This window comes from Rhodococcus sp. NPDC057297 (genome assembly GCF_042667435.1).
In the GTDB taxonomy this organism is placed as follows: domain Bacteria; phylum Actinomycetota; class Actinomycetes; order Mycobacteriales; family Mycobacteriaceae; genus Rhodococcoides.
In genome coordinates, this window is sequence record NZ_JBHUZE010000002.1 from 696,624 (window position 1) to 717,165 (window position 20,542).

A 20,542-nucleotide genomic window follows, 5' to 3' on the forward strand; every position below is an offset into this window, starting at 1 on the left:
GTGGCCGAGTCCGGTGAAGAAAAAGTAGCGACGAAGTGTTGCCCCTGCGTGACGGCAGGGATATATCTTTTCGCGACGTCAGTCCCCGGGTGAATCCGCCAGCAACCCGGTATCGCTCGTGATGGAGGAGATGACGGTGTTGAGGCGGGCGGAGTGCGACTGCGAGATGGCCAGCAGGGTTGCTGCGTCGCGGTCGAGGAACGCGTCGAGCATCGACCGGTGATCCGCATGCAGGGACGCGCGGTCCGACCCCGCGACCTGCACCATCGGCTGTACCGGCTCGGTGATGTTCCATGCCGATTCCAGCATGTGCAGCAATCGCTTCATTCGAGACGGCCTGGTCAATGCCATGTGGAACTCGCGACTGCGACGGTGGTATTCGCGGGGATCATCGTCGGAAATAGCTTCTTCGAGAAGCCGATCGGCCTCGATCGCTCGCTCCCGATCCTGCTCGTCGGCCAACGCGACGGCGGTGGCGAGTGCCGCCGACTCCAGTACTTCTCGGACGATGTACATCTCCCGGAGCTCGGCCGAGGTCAATTGTGCGACGGTGTATCCGAGATTGGGGCGGTGGTCCACCAGACCTTCGCCGATCAGTGTCTTCAGCGATTCACGTACGGGGATTCGGCTCACACCGAACAGTTCGGCAACGTCACCCAGAGGAATGGCAGTGTTGGGCGGCGCGTCCCCGGACAGGATCACCCGTCGGAGCTCGTCGAGAATAGCGGGTTGTGCACCGCCCGGTTCGGCAATGCTCAACTGCGCCAGCAGTACCGATCGCCGACGTGGGGGCATGATGCTCCTTTCGTGCCGCTGGTGCGCACGCTAGTGGCGGAATGTTTCCTGTGTGTGACGTTCGGTGTGTCGACGGAACTTTCGAAGCGGATACCATCGAGCGGTGGTAGAGACCGAGATTCCGTCGCCCGAGCACCGACGATTGGGCGACGACCGGTGGCCGATGGTCGACGGACGTCGCACTGTGGCGGTGCCGGTCGGTGCAGTCGAGCAGCACGGCCCTCATCTGCCTCTCGACACCGACACCCGGGTCGCCCAGGCAGTGGCGGAGCGATTGCCCGGCGTTGCCGTTGCGCCGTCGATCCCGTACGGCGCGAGCGGCGAGCACGAGGGCTTCCCCGGCACCATCTCGATCGGTGCGGACGCACTGGAGGCGATTCTCGTCGAGTACGGCAGGTCGGCGTGCCGGTGGGCGGACCGTGTGGTGTTCGTCAACGGACATGGCGGCAATGTCGGTGCGCTGGTCGCAGCGGTTCGGCTGCTGCGGTACGAGGGGCGTGACGTGGCCTGGTTGCCCTGCGTCGTTCCGGGCGCCGACGCACACGCCGGCCGTACCGAAACTTCACTGCTGCTGCATCTTTCTCCGGAGGTGGTGGACGAGTCGCGTATCGAGGTCGGGAACACGAATTCGCTCGCGGACCTTCTACCCGTGCTGCGTTCCGGTGGTGTCCGAGCGGTCGCGCCGAACGGAGTGCTGGGTGACCCGCGCGGGTCGTCGGCGGCCGAAGGCGAGGCCGTTCTGGGGCAGATGTGCGTGTTCGCGGTGAATGCGCTGAAGCGGTGGGAACCCTCGGAGCGGGGTATGTTGACGTGAACCTGCGGTCCGAAAACTCGGTCTCGAACAGGCTCTGGGTATGTTTCCGAATTTCTGCGTCCACGGATACCACTTCGCGGCGATGTCCGCTTACGATCACCTGATGGGTCAAGGACGATTGCCTGATGGATTCGGGGTGCGCGTCGATCCTCGTGTACGCACATACTCGGAGGGGCGCGTTCTGATCGGGGGTTCCCCGACTCGGATGCTGAAATTGGCACCCACCGCTGCGGCGATGATCGGCGACGGATTTCTCGAGGTGACCGATTCGCAGTCCGCGCTCGTGGCGCGGAAACTGCTGGATTCCGGTGTCGCGAATCCGCGACCGATGTCCATCCCGTCTCCGCAGGACGTCACCGTGGTAATCCCGCTGAGGAACAACGCGGCAGGGCTGTCCCGGCTCCTTCCTGCGTTGCACGGACTGAAGGTCATCGTCGTCGACGACGGATCCGACGAGCCGGTCACGGTACCGCCGGTTGCGTGGAGCATCGGTGGGGTGACGACGCTGCGGCACGAGAGTTCTCGAGGCCCCGCTGCAGCACGTAACACCGGACTTCGTTCCGCGACAACTGATTTCGTGGCGTTCCTGGATTCGGACGTGGTGCCGCGCAAGGGCTGGCTCGAGGTCATGCTCGGGCATTTCTCCGACCCTGCGGTCGCACTGGTCGCGCCGAGGATCGTGGCCCTCGAACCCGAAGGCAACGCTCTGGCCCGGTACGAGCACGCCCGGTCGTCGCTGGATCTCGGACGCAAGGAGGCCGCGGTTCGAGCGGGCAGCTCGGTCTCCTACGTCCCGAGCGCCGCAATGCTCATCCGTCGCCACGTCGCCGAGGAGTGCAACGGGTTCGACGAATCAATGCATGTCGCCGAGGACGTCGATCTTTGCTGGCGGTTGCAGGAGGCAGGGTGGCGGCTGCGCTACGAGCCCGTGGCCAACGTCGCGCACGATCATCGCGTCACGTTCGGTCGGTGGTTCGGTCGCAAACTGTTCTACGGCACCGGAGCGAGTCCACTCGCGGACCGGCATCCGGGCATGGTGCCTCCGCTCTCGATGTCACCGTGGACTCTGATCTCCTGCCTGTTCGCGATCAGTTTCACCAAGTTCGGTCTTCTGGGCGCGTTGCTGACGCTCGGGGTGACGATAGGCAGGCTCCGCAGGATGTTCCTCGGACTCGACCAACCGACCCGCATCGCGGCGATCCTTGCGACGGAAGGGTTCGTCGGCGGGCTCTGGCAACTTGCGTCGGCGATGTGTCGACATTATTGGCCCATCACACTTCTGGCGGTCGTGCTGTCGAGTCGAATACGAAGGATCGCGCTGGGAATCGCTGTCGCAGACGCGATGACGGACTGGTACAAGCATCGCGAGCTCGGTGGGCTCGACCCCGTTCGGTATGCGTTCTTCAAGCGCGTCGACGACGTCGCGTACGGAGCCGGATTGTGGACCGGGGCGCTCCGGTCTCGCAGCCTGAAAGCCCTGACACCCCGAATGGACACATGAGCCCTAGCCGCACGGTCGACGTGATCGTCGTCGGCGGCGGATCGTGCGGCGCCGTCGTCGCGTCGAGGCTCAGCGAGGATCCTTCGTGCTCGGTCCTGCTCCTCGAAGCAGGGCCCGGATTCCGGACCGTCGACGAGGTTCCGCCGGATGTGCTCGACGCACGTGTACTTCCCCTGGGGGCCGACAGTCCGTGGCTCGACACGTACTTCGCCGATCTGGCCGACGGTATCGCCGCTCGGGTCTCGCGGGGGAGAGTGCTCGGTGGGTCGGGCGCGGTCAACGGTGGGTACTTCGTGCGCGCCCGGCCGGACGACTTCGACGCGTGGCCCGCATCGTGGTCCTTCGCAGACGTGCTTCCGTACTTCTCTGCGCTGGAACGAGACCTCGATTTCAGTGCGCCCTATCACGGCAGCAAGGGGCCGATGCCCGTGTCGCGGGTGCTGCCCGGTGCGGGAAGTCCCATGACGGAGACGTTCGTTGCTGCAGCCCAACGCGCCGGTTTCGCGTTCGACGAGGACAAGAACTCGCCGTACTCGGAGGACGGCGTAGGACCGGTGCCGCGCAACATCTTCGGAGGAGTGCGAACGAATGCTGCTCTGGCGTACCTGTTTCCGGCATCGGATCGTCCCAACCTTCAGGTGCGCAGCGATGCGACCGTTCTCGAGATCTTGGTCGATCGGTTGCACGCGGTCGGGGTCGCCGTCGACCACGGCGGTACGAGGGAGATGCTCCGGGCGGAGCGAATTGTGCTGTGCGCAGGGGCCCTTCGTACCCCGCAGTTGCTGATGCTCTCCGGTATCGGGCCGGCAGACCGTCTTGGTGCGCTGGAAATCAGGACGATCGTGGATCAACCCAACGTGGGACGCGGTTTCAGCGATCATCCGGAAGTTACTCTGCCGTACAGTGTTTCGTCGACCGACAGTGCGTCGTCGCCCATGGAGGCTGTGCTGCACGTCGGGGACCTCGAGATCCGTCCCTACTCGGTTCCGTTCGACCGCATGATCGCAGGCCTCCCGGCCGGGGATCCGTTGATCGGCGTCGGCCTGATGCGACCCGAATCGAGAGGGGACATCGAACTGGTGTCCTCCGATCCGGCGATCGCGCCTCGGGTTCGTTACCGGTACCTGGAGTCCGTCTCCGACCGGCGGGCGTTGGCGTCCGGACTGGAACTCGTCGCCGAGCTCGTCGAGAACACCGAACCGGTCGAGGGCGACCTCGACCGGCTCGTGCGCGCCAGGCTGGGGACATCGCTTCACCTCTCGGGGAGCTGCGCGATGGGCGGGCCGGACGCCGTCCTGGACGACACGTGCGCGGTGCGCGGGGTCGACGGGTTGTACGTGGTCGACACGTCTGCCTTCCCCGTCGTTCCTTCGCGAGGGCCCCACGCGACGGCGATCATGCTCGCCGAACGCGCCTGCGACCTCATTCGTGGTTCGGTGGCGTAAGTTCGTGGTCTGTGGACCATTCTCGGTTCCGCAGAGAATGGGGCACTCCGCCATGTCTGACAAATCTCCTCGCAGTTCGATGTCCAAGAAGCAAGGAAAGTCGTTGAAGGAGAAGCGCGCGGACAAGAAAATGAAGGCCTCGGGCGACACCGGCATCGACATCTCGGCCACCGTCAAGAAGCGCTGACCGCGCCGGGCACCCAGCTCGGTCCGGTAACACCGCTCTGTTCGGGAACACCGCGACGCAGGTCGAGAATGCACGGGCCCTCCGGCCTCGGCGATCCCCGCCGGGCTCGGTGGGCCTGTATTCTGCGTGTGTGAGCTGCGTTACAGTAGTGTGACCGCGCCAGAAGAGGTACTTGTGTGATGACTGGAAGAACGCCAGGACAGGGGAACCCCTGGGTTGCCCTTCGCCCTGGTGAGGACATCGACGTGCTCGCACGTCGGGTGACCACAGCGCACCGCTCCTTCGTCGAGGACTCGTCGTCCACCGCGAGTGTTCGTTCCGTGGTGCTCGATTCCTGGATGCGCAGCCGCACCAAAGGTGTCGACCCCGACGGTGGAAACGACTCGGTCGTGTTGTCCGGCGAGGAACTGGAGCGCTATCGCTCCGAGCACCCCATGTCCATCATCAGGCCGGTCATTCGCAAGTTGCTGGTCGAGGATGCCGCGGATACCGGCTTGCTCGTCGCGATCTCCGACGCCGAGGGTCGGTTGCTGTGGGTCGAAGGAGATTCGGCTGCGAAAGATCGCGCGATGTCGATGAACTTCGCCGAGGGCGTCGACTGGAGCGAGGAGAGCAAGGGGACCAACGCTCCCGGCACCGCGCTCGCGGTCGATCACTGCGTCCAGATCTTCGCCGCCGAGCATTTCAGCAGGACCGTGCACGAGTGGAGTTGTTCCGCGGCGCCCGTCCATCACCCGACGAGCGGACAGATTCTCGGCGCGATCGATATCACCGGCGGGCCTCGGGTTGCGGTTCCCGAGGTGTTGTCCCTGATCCGCGCCACTGTCGCCGCCGCCGAGTCGGAGTTGCGTGTTCATCTGATGAACTCGCCGAAGTCGCTGGGCGACAGTGCCCCTCGTCTGGAAGTGCTGGGTTCTGGGCGACCTGGTCTGACGAAGGGGAGCGGACGTAGCGCACTGTCGCAGCGGCATGCGGAGATCCTGTTGCTCTTGGCCGATCACCCGGAAGGCCTCAGTTCCGATCATCTCGCCGTACTGCTCGACGAGCAGGAACTGGACTCGGTGACCATACGTGCCGAAATGTCGCGATTGCGTAAGGCATTCGGAAGCGCAGGCCTGGCGTCGAGGCCGTATCGCCTGGTGGGTGAACTGACCACCGATGTCTCCGACATCCGGCGGGCCCTCGATCGCGGCGATGTCGAGGGAGCGTTGCGCATCTACACCGGTCCTGTCCTTCCCGGATCGACTGCCCCGGGTATCGAGGACATCCGAGAGGAACTGCGCTCCCGGGTCCAGGCAGCGCTGCTGCGTGCGGGGGACCCGGTACTGCTCGCGCAGTGGACCTCGTCGATCCATGGTCGCACCGATGTGTACGCGTGGGAGGCCTACCGGGCGACGCTCAGCCGCGACTCCGCGCTGTACGGCCAGGTCAGCGCCAGGATCGAGCATCTCGACCGCCAACTCGGCGTTTGACCTGTCGCGCTTCGTGCACACCACAAAAGGTGCACGCAGTGCAGCAACGTAGTTGCAACGTTGCAGGCTCTAGTGTCTTGAATCACATCAGTTGATGAACGACGAAGGAGTCACCAGATGTCCGTCTATGCCCGCCCAGGTACCGCCGATGCAAAGATGTCGTTCCAGCCGCGCTACGACAACTGGATCGGTGGCGAGTGGGTACCACCCGTCAAGGGGCAGTACTTCGAGAACCCGACTCCCGTCACCGGTGAGAACTTCTGCGAGGTCGCCCGCTCCACGTCCGAGGACATCGAGCTCGCCCTCGATGCGGCCCATGCCGCCGCTCCGGCCTGGGGCAAGACCTCTGCAGCAGAGCGTTCCGTCATCCTCAACAAGATCGCCGACCGGATCGCGGAGAACCTGGAGTCCATCGCGCTCGCCGAATCCTGGGACAACGGTAAGCCGATCCGAGAGACCCTCAACGCGGACATTCCTCTCGCCGTCGACCACTTCCGCTACTTCGCCGGATGCATTCGGGCGCAGGAGGGTTCGCTGTCGGAGATCGACGAGGACACGGTGGCCTACCACTTCCACGAGCCCCTCGGCGTCGTCGGACAGATCATTCCGTGGAACTTCCCGATCCTCATGGCCGTGTGGAAGCTCGCTCCCGCACTTGCTGCAGGCAACGCTGTCGTTCTCAAGCCTGCCGAGCAGACGCCCGCGTCGATCCTGCACCTGATCTCCATCATCGGCGACCTGCTTCCTCCGGGTGTCGTCAACATCGTCAACGGCTTCGGCACCGAGGCGGGTAAGCCACTCGCGTCGAGCCCGAGGATCGCCAAGATCGCGTTCACCGGTGAGACCACTACCGGCCGTCTGATCATGCAGTACGCCTCGCAGAACCTGATCCCCGTCACCCTCGAACTCGGCGGCAAGAGCCCCAACGTGTTCTTCTCCGACGTCCTGTCCTCCAACGACGACTACCAGGACAAGGCGCTCGAGGGCTTCACGATGTTCGCCCTCAACCAGGGCGAGGTCTGCACCTGCCCGTCGCGCTCGCTCATTCAGGCGGACATCTACGACGAGTTCCTGGCGCTCGCCGCGATCCGTACGAAGGCAGTTCGCCAGGGCGATCCGCTGGACACGGAGACGATGATCGGTGCACAGGCATCGAACGATCAGCTCGAGAAGATCCTCTCCTACATCGAGATCGGCAAGGGCGAAGGCGCTCAGGTCGTCACCGGCGGAGAGCGCGCACAGCTCGGCGGAGATCTCAACGGCGGCTACTACGTTCAGCCGACCATCTTCACCGGCAAGAACAACATGCGCATCTTCCAGGAGGAAATCTTCGGACCGGTCGTCTCGGTCACGTCCTTCAAGGACTACGACGAAGCCATCTCCATCGCCAACGACACCCTCTACGGCCTCGGCGCCGGTGTGTGGTCTCGTGACGGTGGCGTCGCCTACCGCGCCGGCCGCGACATCAAAGCCGGACGAGTGTGGACCAACACCTACCACCAGTACCCGGCGCACGCTGCGTTCGGTGGATACAAGCAGTCCGGCATCGGTCGTGAAAACCACAAGATGATGCTCGACCACTACCAGCAGACGAAGAACCTGTTGGTCAGCTACGCCCAGAAGGCTCAGGGCTTCTTCTGATGTCGCCCGTGGTCAGGCCTCCGGCCCGACTCAGAACCACCGCCGGGGCGATGGAGCTTCTCCGTCGCCTCGGCGGTATCCACGGCGCGTTGATGATGCATCAGTCCGGTGGGTGCTGCGACGGTTCGTCGCCGATGTGCTACCCGGCAGGGGAGTTCATCGTCGGTGACCGAGACGTGCTCCTCGGACTGCTGGACCTGAGGCTCGAAGTCGGGGACATCCCGACGGATCTTCCCGAGGGAAACGATGCTGTGCCGGTGTGGATTTCGGGTTCGCAGTTCGAGGCCTGGAAGCACACCCAGATGGTGCTCGACGTGGTCCCCGGGCGTGGCTCCGGATTTTCGCTCGAGACACCCGAGGGGCTGCGATTCCTGAGCCGCGGACGCGCCTTCACCCCAGAGGAGTTCGACGTCTTGAAAGAACAGGCTCCGTTCGTCGGGGTCGACTGGGAAGAAGGGCGACGGCCTCCGGTTCCCGACGATGTCATCGTCGTCGCCGAAGCCGTCGACGCCTGCCCGGTGCCGGGCATGCTGCAGGGCTGACCACTCGCAAGGGGGTGGACGCCTACAGTCGAGCGCGTGAAATCTTCCAGCACGACGCCTGCCGGTGCGGAGACCGAGAGCCTTCGAACCGTCGTCATTGCCTTCGCAGCCAATCTGGGTGTCGCGATAGCCAAGACGGTCGCGGCGGTCATCACCGGATCGGCGTCGATGGTCGCCGAGGCGTCGCACTCGTGGGCGGACACCGGCAACGAGATCTTTTTGCTCGTTGCGAACAAGCGAGGTTCGCGTGGGCCGGACGAGCAGAGACCGTTGGGATACGGCAGGGAGGCGTACTTCTGGTCGACCCTCGCCGCGGTCGGGCTGTTCGTCGCGGGCGCAGCGGTGTCGATCTGGCACGGCATCACCTCACTTCTGGCGGGAGAGTCCAGCAGCGAGAACTACACCGTCGCGTACGTCGTGCTCGCGTTGGCGTTCGTCCTGGAAGGTATCTCTTTCCTGCAGTCGGTTCGGCAGATCCGCGGTGAAGCAGCCGAATACGAGAAGGACTTCTTCGACTACGCGCTCGAGACGTCCGACCCGACACTGCGTGCCGTGTTCGCCGAGGACAGCGCGGCCCTCATCGGCATCGTCATCGCCGGTGCGGGTATCGGCTTGCATCAACTCACCGGATCGAGTGCCTACGACGCCGTCGGATCGATTCTCGTCGGTGTTCTGCTCGCCGTCGTAGCCTTCGTGCTCATCGACCGAAATCGACGTTTCCTCACCGGCGAACCGGGGTCACGCGCATTATGGAATGCAGTGGTGGAGCGAATCGAACAGCTTCCGGAAGTGGCGTCCGTTCGGTTCGTTCGCATCGAATTCGTCGGTCCGAAGCAGATCCTTCTGGTCGCGAGCGTCGACCTCGTCGGCGACTCGGTCGAATCTTCGATCGCGCACACACTCCGGCGGCTGGAGCGTGAGCTCGAGACCAACAAGGCTGTGGTGGACGCAGTACTGACAGTCGCAGAACCCGACGAGGGAGATGTCGGTCCGACACCGAGCCACTGACGTAATTCCCTCGTCATATTGCGATGACTCGGTGCTTACACCGCGGGCATATCTTGATTCGGATTCGCTCACCCGCGAAAGAAGTCTCATCGCTTCGAGAGAGGCCGGCCATGTCCGTCACAGAACCAACACCCACCCATCACGACGGGACCGAGTCGCACGTCGAGGGAAGCGACTATCTGGCCAGACGCCAGTTGAAAAAGGGAACCGCAGGGTGGGTCCTCCTCGCGGGACTCGGCGTCAGCTATGTCATCTCCGGTGACTACTCGGGCTGGAACTTCGGTCTGGAACAGGGTGGCTTCGGTGGACTGCTGATCGCCGGCATCCTCATCGCAGGCATGTATCTGGCCATGGTCCTCGGCATGGCCGAGATGTCCTCGGCGTTGCCCGCGGCAGGCGGCGGGTACACGTTCGCTCGTCGCGCTCTCGGACCGTGGGGTGGATTCGCCACCGGTACCGCCATTCTCATCGAGTACGCCATCGCTCCGGCAGCCATCGCGACCTTCATCGGTGCCTACGTCGAGTCGCTCGGACTGTTCGGCATCACCGACGGATGGTGGGTGTACCTCGCGGTGTACGCCATCTTCATCGGCATCCACCTCGCGGGCGCCGGCGAGGCACTCAAGATCATGTTCGTCATCACCGCCATCGCTCTCGTCGGTCTGGTGATCTTCGCGGTATCGGCACTGGGACAGTTCGACTCGGCCAACCTGACCGACATCGCGCCGACGGACGCCGCGGGCGCCTCGAGCTTTCTACCGTTCGGTTATCTCGGAATCTGGGCGGCGGTTCCGTTCGCGATCTGGTTCTTCCTTGCCATCGAAGGGGTTCCGCTCGCCGCGGAAGAAGCGAAGGACCCCACCAAGAACGTGCCACGCGGCATCATCGCGGCCATGGGAGTCCTGTTGCTGACCGGAGCCGGGGTCTTGTTCCTGGTGACCGGCGCGGGCGGCGCCGACGCCATGCAGGCGTCGGGCAACCCGCTGGTCGAGGCTCTCGGTGACGGGACTGCCGCCAAGGTGGTCAATTACATCGGGCTCGCCGGTCTCGTCGCCAGCTTCTTCTCGATCATGTACGCCTACTCGCGTCAGCTCTTCGCACTGTCGCGGGCCGGGTACCTGCCGAAGACCCTGTCGGTGACCAACTCTCGGAAGGCTCCGACACTCGCGCTGATCGTCCCCGGCATCATCGGTTTCCTCCTCTCGCTCACGGGCCAGGGAGCGATGTTGCTCAACATGGCCGTTTTCGGTGCCGCGCTCAGTTACGTTCTGATGATGGTCAGTCACATCGTCCTGCGACGTAAGGAGCCGACCATGCCGCGGCCGTACCGGACCCCGGGCGGCATCGTCACCACGGGGTTCGCGCTCGTCGTGGCAGCTCTGGCCGTGGTGGCCACGTTCCTCGTCGACAGCACAGCGGCATTGTGGTGCCTCGGGGTGTTCGCCGCGTTCATGCTGTACTTCGGGCTCTACAGCCGTCATCACCTCGTGGCCAACTCGCCGGACGAAGAATTCGCAGCCCTCGCGAAAGCAGAAGCCGAACTCGAATGAGCAAGTATTCACACCAAGTCTCCGGTGCCAACTTCTCGTTCGACGGTCTCGTCGACCTGATGGCGAAGGCAACCCCGTTGCGGTCGGGTGACGAACTGGCCGGGTGCGCGGCACAGTCCGACGCCGAACGAGCGGCTGCGCAATGGGCACTGTCCGACGTCTCGCTCGACGTGTTCCTCGAGGATCTCCTCGTTCCGTACGAGAGTGATGAGGTCACCCGGCTCATCATCGACTCGCACGACCGCGCTGCCTTCGGTGCGATCTCGCACCTGACGGTCGGCGGACTTCGGGACTGGCTGCTCGACGCCGCCGCTTCGCGGGACTCGGCGTCGACACTGCGATCCGTCGCAGCAGGGTTGACACCGGAAATGGTTGCGGCCGTCAGCAAGATCATGCGCAATCAGGATCTGATCTCGGTTGCGCGGGCGGCCGAGGTGACGTCGGCGTTCAGGACGACTGTCGGACTGCCGGGGACTCTGAGCACACGGTTGCAGCCCAATCACCCGACCGATGATCCGCGTGGAATCGCTGCGGCCACTCTCGACGGCCTGCTGCTCGGATCGGGTGACGCCGTCATCGGAATCAACCCCGCGACGGACTCGCCGCACGCGACCTCCGACCTGCTGTACCTGCTGGACGAGATCCGGCAACGGTTCGAGATCCCCACACAGTCGTGTGTGCTCTCGCATGTCACGACGACGATGGAACTGATCGCCAAGGGTGTTCCGGTGGATCTGGTGTTCCAGTCCGTGGCCGGGACGGAAGGAGCGAATTCGGGTTTCGGTGTCGACGTCTCAGTGCTACGAGAGGCCAACGAGGCAGGCCGGTCGCTGCACCGGGGAACCGTCGGGAACAACGTCATGTACCTGGAAACAGGGCAGGGTTCGGCCCTCAGTGCAGGTGCCCACCTCGGCACAGGGGGACGCCCGGTCGATCAGCAGACCTTGGAGGCGCGTGCGTACGCCGTGTGCCGCGATCTCGAACCGTTGCTGGTCAACACAGTCGTCGGATTCATCGGACCGGAGTACCTGTACGACGGCAAGCAGATCGTCCGTGCCGGGCTGGAGGATCACTTCTGCGGCAAGCTTCTGGGGCTGCCGATGGGTGTCGACGTCTGCTACACCAACCACGCCGAGGCGGATCAGGACGACATGGACACCCTTCTCACGCTGCTGGGTACAGCCGGGGTTGCCTTCGTCATCGCGGTCCCGGGAGCCGACGACGTGATGCTCGGCTACCAGAGTCTGAGCTTCCACGACGTTCTGTACGTGCGGCAGGTGCTCGGGCTGAAGCCTGCACCGGAATTCGCAGCATGGCTGGACCGGCTCGGCATGGTCGACGGCAGCGGTCGAATCCTCGACGTCGACGCACTGGGGTCGCCGTTGCGTTCGCTGACGAGTGCACGATGAGCGCCGTAGAACGCGCCGACGACGGGTTCTGGCAGGAGCTGCGTCTGAGCACGCAGGCGCGAATCGGACTGGGACGTACCGGAGACTCGCTGCCCACCCGCCGGGTGCTCGAGTTCCGATCGGCACACGCGGCTGCGCGGGATGCCGTGCACATGCCGCTGGACATCGACGAGACTGTGTCGGCCGTGGACAAGATCGGCATCGGGGTACCGGCCGTCGTGACGTCCAAGGCGACCTCTCGCGCCGAGTACCTGCGACGGCCTGATCTCGGACGGACCCCCGACGACCTGTCCTCCATCACCCCAGGTGACTTCGACCTCGGATTCGTCCTCGGTGACGGGCTGTCACCCCGGGCTCTGATGGATCATGGACCGTCGATGCTCGCGGCGTTGGTCGAGGAACTGTCCGATGTGTACAGCATTGCCCCGCCCGTCATCGCCACCGAGGCCCGCGTTGCGTTGGGTGACCACATCGCGGAGGCAATGGGTGTTCGCACCGTCGTCGTACTCATCGGTGAGCGGCCCGGGCTGTCGGTAGCGGACAGTCTGGGGATCTACCTGACGCATCTGCCCGCACCGGGAAAGTCCGACGCCGACCGCAACTGCATCTCCAACATTCATCCGCCGGAAGGGCTCGGGTACGAGCAGTCCGCCAGGATCGTTGCCAGTCTCGTCGCCGGCGCTCGCAGGCTCGGCAGGTCCGGTGTTGCGTTGAAGGACACCTCGCGCGCCGACGCGCTCGAGAACTCCGAGGCGCTGACCATCGAGTAGTACACCCTTTCGGGGGTAGGCGAGTTGTGACGACAATCACTACTGTGGTCGACATGGAAAGTCGTAGTTATTCGTCCGGGCCGTCGTCGACAGCGTTGCTCGAGGAGACCATCGGCCAGAACCTCGACCGAACCGTCGCCGAGTACGCCGGTCACGACGCACTGGTCGACGTCCCCTCCGGCAGACGGTGGACGTACTCCGAGTTCCTCGCCGACGTCGAACTGCTCGCCGCGGGCCTTCTGGTCAAAGGCGTCACGACGGGTGACCGAGTGGGAATCTGGGCACCCAACTGTCCCGAATGGGTGCTCGCGCAGTACGCGACCGCCAAGATCGGTGCAATTCTGGTCAACATCAATCCCGCGTATCGCACACACGAGTTGAAGTTCGTCCTGAATCAGGCCGGAGTGTCGGTTCTGTTGTCCGCGCAGGAATTCAAGGGCTCGGACTACGGCGCGATGATCGAGGACGCACGCGAGGAGACCGTGCGGGAGGTCGTCTTCATCGGGAGCTTCGGCTGGGAACTGATGACCGATCGCGGACATCGGGCGCTCGCCGAGAACCCTTCCCTGGTCGCGGACATCCAGAGCGCCATGGTGCCGAGCGATCCGATCAACATTCAATACACCTCGGGCACAACAGGATTTCCCAAGGGCGCAACCTTGAGTCACCGAAACATCCTGAACAACGGGTACTTCGTCGGTGAACTGTGCCATTACACCGAACATGATCGCGTGTGCATTCCGGTGCCGTTCTACCACTGCTTCGGGATGGTGATGGGAAACCTGGCCTGTACATCGCACGGTGCGGCGATGATCATTCCCGGGCTCTCGTTCGACCCGTCGGCGACGCTGACCGCCGTTCAGCAGGAAAACTGTACGTCCCTGTACGGGGTTCCCACCATGTTCATCGCCGAACTTGCTCTGCCGGAATTCGATTCGTTCGACCTGTCCTCGCTCCGCACCGGAATCATGGCCGGCTCGCCGTGCCCGACGGAGGTCATGAAGCAGGTCATCGAAAGGATGGGAATGACGGAAGTGTCCATCTGCTACGGCATGACCGAGACTTCCCCCGTGTCGTTGCAGACACGCAGCGACGACACCATCGAGCAGCGCGTCTCCACCGTCGGCGCAGTCGGGCCGCACCTCGAAGTGCAGATCGTCGACCCCGTCGACGGATCGCCCGTCGCACACGGGGAGCCCGGCGAGCTCTGCACCCGCGGGTATTCGGTGATGCTCGGTTACTGGGACCAGCCGGAGAAAACAGCCGAGGCCGTCGACACGGACGGATGGATGCACACCGGCGACATCGGTGTCATGGACTCCGACGGTTACGTCTCCATCACCGGCCGGATCAAGGACATGGTCATCCGTGGCGGCGAGAACGTCTACCCGAGAGAGGTCGAGGAATTTCTCTACACCCACCCCGATATCCTCGACGCCCAGGTCATCGGGGTGCCCGACGCCAAATACGGTGAGGAGCTGATGGTTTGGATTCGTATGCAGGACGGAGCGGCTCCGCTGGATGCGGATTCGGTACGCGCCTTCTGCGACGGCAAGCTGGCGCACTACAAGATTCCGCGCTACGTACACGTCGTCGACGAGTTCCCCATGACCGTCACGGGCAAGGTACGCAAAGTCGAAATGCGCGAGCGGTCGCTGGATCTGATCTAGTTCTCGAAGGCAGGTGTCCGTGCTCCGAGGACAGTCAGCGCGATTGTGAACGCACATTCAGCTCATGAGTGCACGAGCCCTGGCTCGTTCGAATCGCATGAACACCTCCGCGAAATTCCACAGGTCCCTCCAGACCCAGCGGATGACCTGGTAGCCCTCGTCACGCAGGGCGTCCTCCCGGGCCTTCTCGCGAGCTAGGTTCCGGGAGTCGCCGCCGTACTTGCCCAGCCCGTCGAACTCGCCGATGATTCGTAACTTCGGCCAGAAGAAGTCCACCCGGAAATCGAGCAAGGGGACTCTGTACTGCAGAGTGGGAGTAGGCATTCCGTGCTCCTCCATCCGCAGTCGACTGAGGGATTCGCCTGCGCTTTCGCTGAGTCCGTTCATCCGGTGAACCGCCCGCCGCGCTGCGGCTATGTTGTGCAGCCTCGAACTCCGCTCGAGGGCGTCGGTGAGCTCGTCCGGCGTGATCGCGAACTTGCGCAGTGCCGAGTCGCCGATCACCACTGCATGATCCAGGTCGAGCACGCGCGCGGTGTCGACGATCGTGCGCGCCGGGGAGGTAACCGGTACCGACCCGAGTTCGACAGTGGTGGACGGCGTCGAACGGCCCGTATGCACGTGAAGGGTCGAGGTCCTCCTGGCCCCTGTCGCACGATCGGCCGTGAGGTGCACGCGCCCGAGGTCGGTGTTCCACATCGTCAAGCCGTGCAGCACCGCAGCGGAGACGTGGCTCACCGCATGTCCCCGCTTTCCTCGAACTGCGGCGACGGCTCTGAGTCGATGAACGCCCGTCGGTGTCAGAGCATCGAATCGATCTGCTGGACAGTAGATCCCGGTGGCGACCTTTCTGATCTCACCGGAGGCGATCATTCGACGGAATTCGCCGTCGCTGTATCCGGCTGCAGATGCTGCTGCACGGGTGAGAAAGCCATCGGCGTCGGGATGCATGCGGTGATCGTGCAGCTGATCAGGCGTCGAAACCACCCCCTCGCGTCCGATTGTGGACGAACGAGTGGGTTGTGGATGAATTCTGGTTCACTCGTACCATTCCGTCTGGTGTCCTCACAACGTCGATGGTGTTTTCACAACACGCATCAGCGTTGTGAACGCACATCTTTGTTGTGCGAAGCGACGCTCAGGGGATACTGGAACGCATGACCGAACCGCAGTGGACACCGTCGACGGAGGACGTCGAGAGCGCTCGCATCACCGACTTCACGCGAGAGGTGGAACGCAGGCACGGCGTCTCGCTGCCGGACTACACGGCGCTGTGGCAATGGTCGACGCAGAATCTGGGTGAGTTCTGGCGTCAGGTCTGGGACTATTTCGACATCGTTGCCTCCCAGCCCGCGACCTCGGTGCTCGGCTCGTCCGATATGCCGGGGGCGCAGTGGTTTCCAGGAGCCGAGCTCAATTACGTCGACCAGGTGAGACGCCACGTGCGAGACGATCGTCCGGCCATCGTCCACGTCGGTGAGGACGGTGCCCGATCCGAGCTTTCCTGGGCCGAACTCGCGCGTCAGTGTGCCGCGTTGGCGGACGCTCTTCGCCGCGAGGGCGTCGTGCCGGGGGACCGTGTCGTCGGATACCTCCCGAACATCCCGGAGGCGGTGGTCGCATTCCTCGCTGCAGCAAGTATCGGGGCGGTGTGGTCGGCTTGTGGGCAGGACTACTCACCATCGGCGGCGATCGATCGTCTCGGACAGTTGGATCCGAAGGTCCTCGTGGTTGCGGACGGGTACTCCTACGGCGGCAAGTTCCACGACAAGAGTGCCGACGCGGCCGTGCTGCGGGATGGCCTCCCGACGGTTCGGACGGTCGTCCAGGTCGGGAGCAAGGTCGCCGAAGGATCGATGTCGTGGGCAGAATGCACGGCAGGTGAGCACGAGTGGGTCACGACGCCCGTTCCGTTCGACCACCCGCTGTGGGTGGTGTTCTCGTCCGGCACGACAGGTCTGCCGAAGGGGATCGTCCACGGGCACGGGGGAGTCCTGCTCGAGCATCTGAAGGCCGTTGCGCTGCAATCGGATATCGGTGCCGACGACGTCTTCTTCTGGTACACGAGCCCGAGTTGGATGATGTGGAACTTCCAGGTCGCCGGCTTGCTCGTCGGGGCGACCATCGTGTGCAGCGACGGGAGCCCGTCCTATCCCGCGCCCGACGGGTTGTGGTCGATCGCGGCGGCGGAGTCGGTGACGTTTCTCGGCACCAGCCCTGGTTACGTTCTGTCCTGCATCAAAGCGGACTCCGTTCCGTCTCGTGATCACGATCTGAGTGCGCTTCGCGCGATCGGAATCACCGGGTCCAGCATGCCTGCGTCGTCGTCGGAGTGGTTGGCGCGGAGCGTCGGTGAGCGGATTCCGGTGTTCTCCATCTCGGGAGGAACCGACGTCGTCTCCGCGTTCGCCGGCGGTGTTCGCACTGTTCCGGTGTGGCCCGGGGAGTTGTCGGCGCCGTTTCTCGGAGTTGCCCTCGACGCGTTCGACGAGGATGGACGCTCCGTGACCGGGGAGGTCGGGGAACTGGTGGTCACGAAGCCGATGCCGTCGATGCCGGTGAGGTTCTGGAAAGACACCGACGGAGAGCGATACCGAGACGCGTACTTCGACACCTATCCCGGCGTGTGGAGGCACGGGGACTGGATCACGCGTACCGACCACGGCAGCGTCGTCGTGCACGGCAGGTCCGATTCGACGTTGAACCGCAACGGTATTCGTATGGGCAGCGCCGACATCTACCAGGCTGTCGAATCCCTGCCGGAAATCGTCGAAGCTCTGGTTCTGGGAGTCGAATCCGAGGACGGTGGTTACTGGATGCCGCTGTTCGTCGTGCTGGCGGACGGTGAGGAGTTGAGCGACGCACTGCAGGGCAAGATCAAGGACTCGATTCGTCGACACGCATCGCCTCGGCACGTACCGGACGTGATCATCGCTGCGCCTGGCATTCCGCACACCCGGACCGGCAAGAAGCTCGAAGTGCCGCTGAAGAAGATCTTCCAGGGGCGAGATGCCGCGCGTTCTCTCGACCGATCAGCCGTCGACGCCCCGGACCTCATCGACTGGTACACGGATGTCGGGCGGACTCGTCAGGGCTGACGAGTCCACTTCGCCAGGTACTCCTTCTCCGTCGGACTGATCCGCCGCAGGCGCTCCGAGCCGACGTCGACCATCGCCATGCGCGTGGTAGCCAGCACGGCCGGAGCGGAGTCTGCCGGTGCGCCCGCTGCGCGCACTTCGTAACCGATAGTGAAATCGACCGAGCGCACCTGCTCGAACCAGAGCGTTACATCGAGCGGACTGTCCGAGTGGCGCAGGGGCTTCTTGTACGCGATGTTCACGTTCACGATCAACGCACTCTTGATCAAGGACTCGTTCGCCTGCGCGGCCTGATCTTCCGGACGTTCGCCTGGCTCGGTTCCCGTGCTGAGCAGCCATTCGATTCTGGCTTCCTCCAGCAAGGTGACCATCCGCGCATGATTGATGTGCGCGAAAGCGTCCATGTCCGACCAGCGGACGGTGATCGTGGCGTGGTAGCCGGGCTTCGAGTTCGTCACCGCATCACGGTCTCACGCCCCGCGGTGTTCTAGAGTCCGGGTGTGTTGATCAAGAACGTGGTCCTTACTCCAGGCGGCGCCGCGGTGGACGTACAGACGGTCGACGGCCGGATCGCCGACATCAGCGCAACCACGGCGTCGGGCAGCGCGATCGAGGGCAGCGCGATCGAGGGCGACGCTCTCGACGGGCGCGGCGCGGCTCTGCTGCCGTCCTTCGTCGACAATCACGTTCACCTGACGCAGTGGGCGACGTCGTTGACTCGCATCGACGTCTCCGGTGCCGATTCCGCCGCGGATCTCGCGGACATACTGGCCCGCTCGAACGAGCGGCACGGTTCGGGGATTCTCCGAGCGCAAGGATTTCGCGACGCCCTGTGGCCGGACGCCCCGCACAAGGACATCCTGCAGAACGCGTTGCCCGGCCGCCGTGCGGCGATCACGAGCATGGATCTGCACACTCTGTGGCTCAGCCCTGCGCTTCTGGACGACCTCGGGATCGATCATCCGACGGGGGTGCTTCGAGATCACGACTGCATGGAGGGCCTCGGCGCTCTCGATCGGCTGGCAGACCCCGTGGACAGTGACCGCGGTGCCCTCGCCGCGACTCAGGAACTTGCACGACGAGGAATCACCGCTGTCACGGACTTCGAGTACGCGGACAACCGAGCCGTGTGGACCCGACGGTCGGCTTTGGGGCGCGCGGATGTCGACGTCGATTTCACGATCTGGCCCGAATGGCTCGATCACGAGTTGGAGAGCGGCGCATCCACGGGCGTCACCGTCGCCGACGGTGTCGCGCTCGGTCCGCTGAAGGTCATGTTCGACGGTTCGCTGAACACGAGGACGGCGTGCTGCCACGACCCGTATCCCGGCGGCACGTCGAGCGGGGTGCTGCTCGAGACGCCCGAGGACCTCGTGGCCGTCATGAGGCGGGCCAGGGCGGGCGGCATCACACCGGCCATCCACGCCATCGGTGATCGTGCCAACTCGCTCGCGCTCGATGCATTCGAGACGGTGGGCGGAGGAGGCCGCATCGAGCACGCTCAGCAGATCCGCCCCGGCGACATCGCGCGATTCGCTGCCGCGGGCGTTGCGGCGTCCGTCCAACCTCAACATGCAATGAGCGACCGGGATGTAGCCGACGAGCTGTGGGCGGGCCGCAGTTCCATCGCGTACCCCTACCACTCTCTGTACCGAGCGGGAGCACGGCTGTTGTTCGGTTCCGATGCCCCTGTCAGTCCTCCCAGCCCGCTCGACGCCGTCGCCGACGCCGTCTGGCGAACCGACGACGAGCGTCCGCCGTGGCAGCCGTCGGAAGCACTGCCTCTGGACGCAGCACTCGCCGCAGCGACCGGTGGGCGACACTCCGTCGAACTCGGATCGAAGGCGAACCTGGTGCTGCTCGCCGAGCATCCTGCACGGCTCGGCAACCGCGATCTACGAGCCGTCCCGATTCTCGCCACCGTGCTCGGCGGCCGCCTGACATTCGACGGTTCCTTCGCATGAACGACACGGGGTCCTGGCGCCGATACGAGGCGTCGACGCTACCCACGCCGTTGGCCGCAGCTCTGTCGGCCTTCGTCGACCAGGGGTACCACGGCACGTCCGTACGTGAAATCGCCGGACGAGCAGGGCTGTCCGTCCCTGGCCTCTACCATCACTACCCGTCCAAGCAGGCGCTGCTCGTCGGACTGATGACAGCAGCGATGGACGAGCTGCTGGAGAGGTCGCGATCGGCAGAGACCGAGGCCGGGCCGTCGCCGCGGAAACGATTCGACGCCGTCGTCGAGTCGTTGCTGCTGTTTCATATGCATCGCCGTGAGCAGGCATTTCTCGGGTCGACGGAAATTCGAAGCCTCGACGACGTGAACCGGATCGACTACGTCGGCAGGCGCGACGAGCAGCAACGCATGCTCGACTCCATCGTCGCCGACGGTATCGCGACCGGGGACTTCGACCTCGATCACGCCGAGGACGCGTCGCGTGCAGTCACGACGATGTGCGTCGGCGTCGCCGGCTGGTATCGGCCGGACGGGCCCCTCTCGCCGGCTGATCTGGTCGAGACCTACCTCGCCATCGCGCGGCGAATCGTTGGGGGGGCGCGAGTGGAGCCTGCGGAATGAGCAGATAGGGCGCGAGTGGAGCCTGCGGAATGAGCAGATAGGGCGCGAGTGGAGCCTGC

At 64.4% G+C, this 20,542-nt stretch carries 18 protein-coding genes; 15 read left to right on the forward strand and 3 right to left on the reverse strand.

What is annotated here, in order from left to right; all coding sequences use genetic code 11:
- Window positions 1–78: 78 nt before the first annotated feature.
- On the reverse strand, window positions 79–795 hold the full coding sequence (locus tag ACFULT_RS09270) for a GntR family transcriptional regulator (RefSeq protein WP_094719179.1): 717 nt from the start codon (window positions 793–795) through the stop codon (window positions 79–81).
- Window positions 796–958: 163 nt separating this feature from the next.
- On the opposite strand from ACFULT_RS09270, the gene mftE reads away from it, so the two are divergent.
- The 12 genes from mftE (at window position 959) to ACFULT_RS09330 (ending at window position 14,804) form a co-directional block, all read left to right on the forward strand.
- Complete coding sequence (gene mftE / locus ACFULT_RS09275; RefSeq protein ID WP_378481365.1) at window positions 959–1,609, forward strand: mycofactocin biosynthesis peptidyl-dipeptidase MftE; 651 nt, start codon at window positions 959–961, stop codon at window positions 1,607–1,609.
- 103 nt (window positions 1,610–1,712) lie between these two features.
- On the forward strand, window positions 1,713–3,110 hold the full coding sequence (mftF, locus tag ACFULT_RS09280) for a mycofactocin biosynthesis glycosyltransferase MftF (protein ID WP_170945417.1): 1,398 nt from the start codon (window positions 1,713–1,715) through the stop codon (window positions 3,108–3,110).
- Window positions 3,107–4,555, forward strand: coding sequence for a mycofactocin system GMC family oxidoreductase MftG (gene mftG / locus ACFULT_RS09285; RefSeq protein ID WP_378481287.1), 1,449 nt, complete (start codon window positions 3,107–3,109; stop codon window positions 4,553–4,555). Before mftF ends, mftG begins: the two co-directional genes overlap by 4 nt.
- Window positions 4,556–4,607: 52 nt before the next feature.
- Complete coding sequence (locus ACFULT_RS09290) at window positions 4,608–4,742, forward strand: hypothetical protein (protein ID WP_019663518.1); 135 nt, start codon at window positions 4,608–4,610, stop codon at window positions 4,740–4,742.
- A gap of 179 nt (window positions 4,743–4,921) precedes the next feature.
- Window positions 4,922–6,214, forward strand: coding sequence for a transcriptional regulator (locus ACFULT_RS09295; RefSeq protein ID WP_037113504.1), 1,293 nt, complete (start codon window positions 4,922–4,924; stop codon window positions 6,212–6,214).
- 117 nt (window positions 6,215–6,331) lie between these two features.
- Complete coding sequence (gene adh / locus ACFULT_RS09300; protein WP_037113503.1) at window positions 6,332–7,855, forward strand: aldehyde dehydrogenase; 1,524 nt, start codon at window positions 6,332–6,334, stop codon at window positions 7,853–7,855.
- A 50-nt stretch (window positions 7,856–7,905) separates the two neighbouring features.
- Window positions 7,906–8,397, forward strand: a complete 492-nt coding sequence (locus ACFULT_RS09305; RefSeq protein ID WP_378481288.1) for a DUF779 domain-containing protein — start codon at window positions 7,906–7,908, stop codon at window positions 8,395–8,397.
- 36 nt (window positions 8,398–8,433) lie between these two features.
- A complete protein-coding gene (locus ACFULT_RS09310; protein ID WP_378481289.1) occupies window positions 8,434–9,405 on the forward strand; it encodes a cation diffusion facilitator family transporter in 972 nt (323 codons plus the stop codon).
- A 110-nt stretch (window positions 9,406–9,515) separates the two neighbouring features.
- Entirely contained in the window at window positions 9,516–10,955 is a 1,440-nt protein-coding gene (eat, locus tag ACFULT_RS09315) for an ethanolamine permease (RefSeq protein WP_037113500.1), read from the forward strand.
- Entirely contained in the window at window positions 10,952–12,364 is a 1,413-nt protein-coding gene (locus ACFULT_RS09320) for an ethanolamine ammonia-lyase subunit EutB (protein ID WP_378481290.1), read from the forward strand. The genes eat and ACFULT_RS09320 overlap by 4 nt, the downstream gene beginning before the upstream one ends.
- Window positions 12,361–13,134, forward strand: coding sequence for an ethanolamine ammonia-lyase subunit EutC (gene eutC, locus ACFULT_RS09325; protein ID WP_037113498.1), 774 nt, complete (start codon window positions 12,361–12,363; stop codon window positions 13,132–13,134). The genes ACFULT_RS09320 and eutC overlap by 4 nt, the downstream gene beginning before the upstream one ends.
- Window positions 13,135–13,187: 53 nt before the next feature.
- On the forward strand, window positions 13,188–14,804 hold the full coding sequence (locus tag ACFULT_RS09330; RefSeq protein ID WP_378481291.1) for an AMP-binding protein: 1,617 nt from the start codon (window positions 13,188–13,190) through the stop codon (window positions 14,802–14,804).
- Between the two features lie 57 nt (window positions 14,805–14,861).
- Here the strand turns inward: ACFULT_RS09330 and ACFULT_RS09335 are convergent, their stop codons facing one another.
- Complete coding sequence (locus ACFULT_RS09335; protein WP_378481292.1) at window positions 14,862–15,755, reverse strand: hypothetical protein; 894 nt, start codon at window positions 15,753–15,755, stop codon at window positions 14,862–14,864.
- 206 nt (window positions 15,756–15,961) lie between these two features.
- Here ACFULT_RS09335 and ACFULT_RS09340 point away from each other — a divergent pair, with 206 nt between their 5' ends.
- Window positions 15,962–17,902: an acetoacetate--CoA ligase gene (locus ACFULT_RS09340; RefSeq protein WP_378481293.1), complete on the forward strand. Its 1,941-nt coding sequence runs from the start codon at window positions 15,962–15,964 to the stop codon at window positions 17,900–17,902.
- Here the strand turns inward: ACFULT_RS09340 and ACFULT_RS09345 are convergent.
- A complete protein-coding gene (locus ACFULT_RS09345) occupies window positions 17,893–18,360 on the reverse strand; it encodes a thioesterase family protein (RefSeq protein WP_037113495.1) in 468 nt (155 codons plus the stop codon). The two genes, ACFULT_RS09340 and ACFULT_RS09345, sit on opposite strands and share 10 nt — an antisense overlap.
- Before the next feature lie 42 nt (window positions 18,361–18,402).
- On the opposite strand from ACFULT_RS09345, the gene ACFULT_RS09350 reads away from it, so the two are divergent.
- Window positions 18,403–19,866 (forward strand): amidohydrolase, encoded by a 1,464-nt coding sequence (locus ACFULT_RS09350; protein WP_378481294.1) that lies wholly within the window; start codon window positions 18,403–18,405, stop codon window positions 19,864–19,866.
- Window positions 19,863–20,483 carry a TetR/AcrR family transcriptional regulator gene (locus tag ACFULT_RS09355; RefSeq protein ID WP_037113491.1) on the forward strand — a complete coding sequence of 207 codons (621 nt, stop codon included), beginning with the start codon at window positions 19,863–19,865 and terminating at the stop codon, window positions 20,481–20,483. Before ACFULT_RS09350 ends, ACFULT_RS09355 begins: the two co-directional genes overlap by 4 nt.
- Window positions 20,484–20,542: the final 59 nt, after the last annotated feature.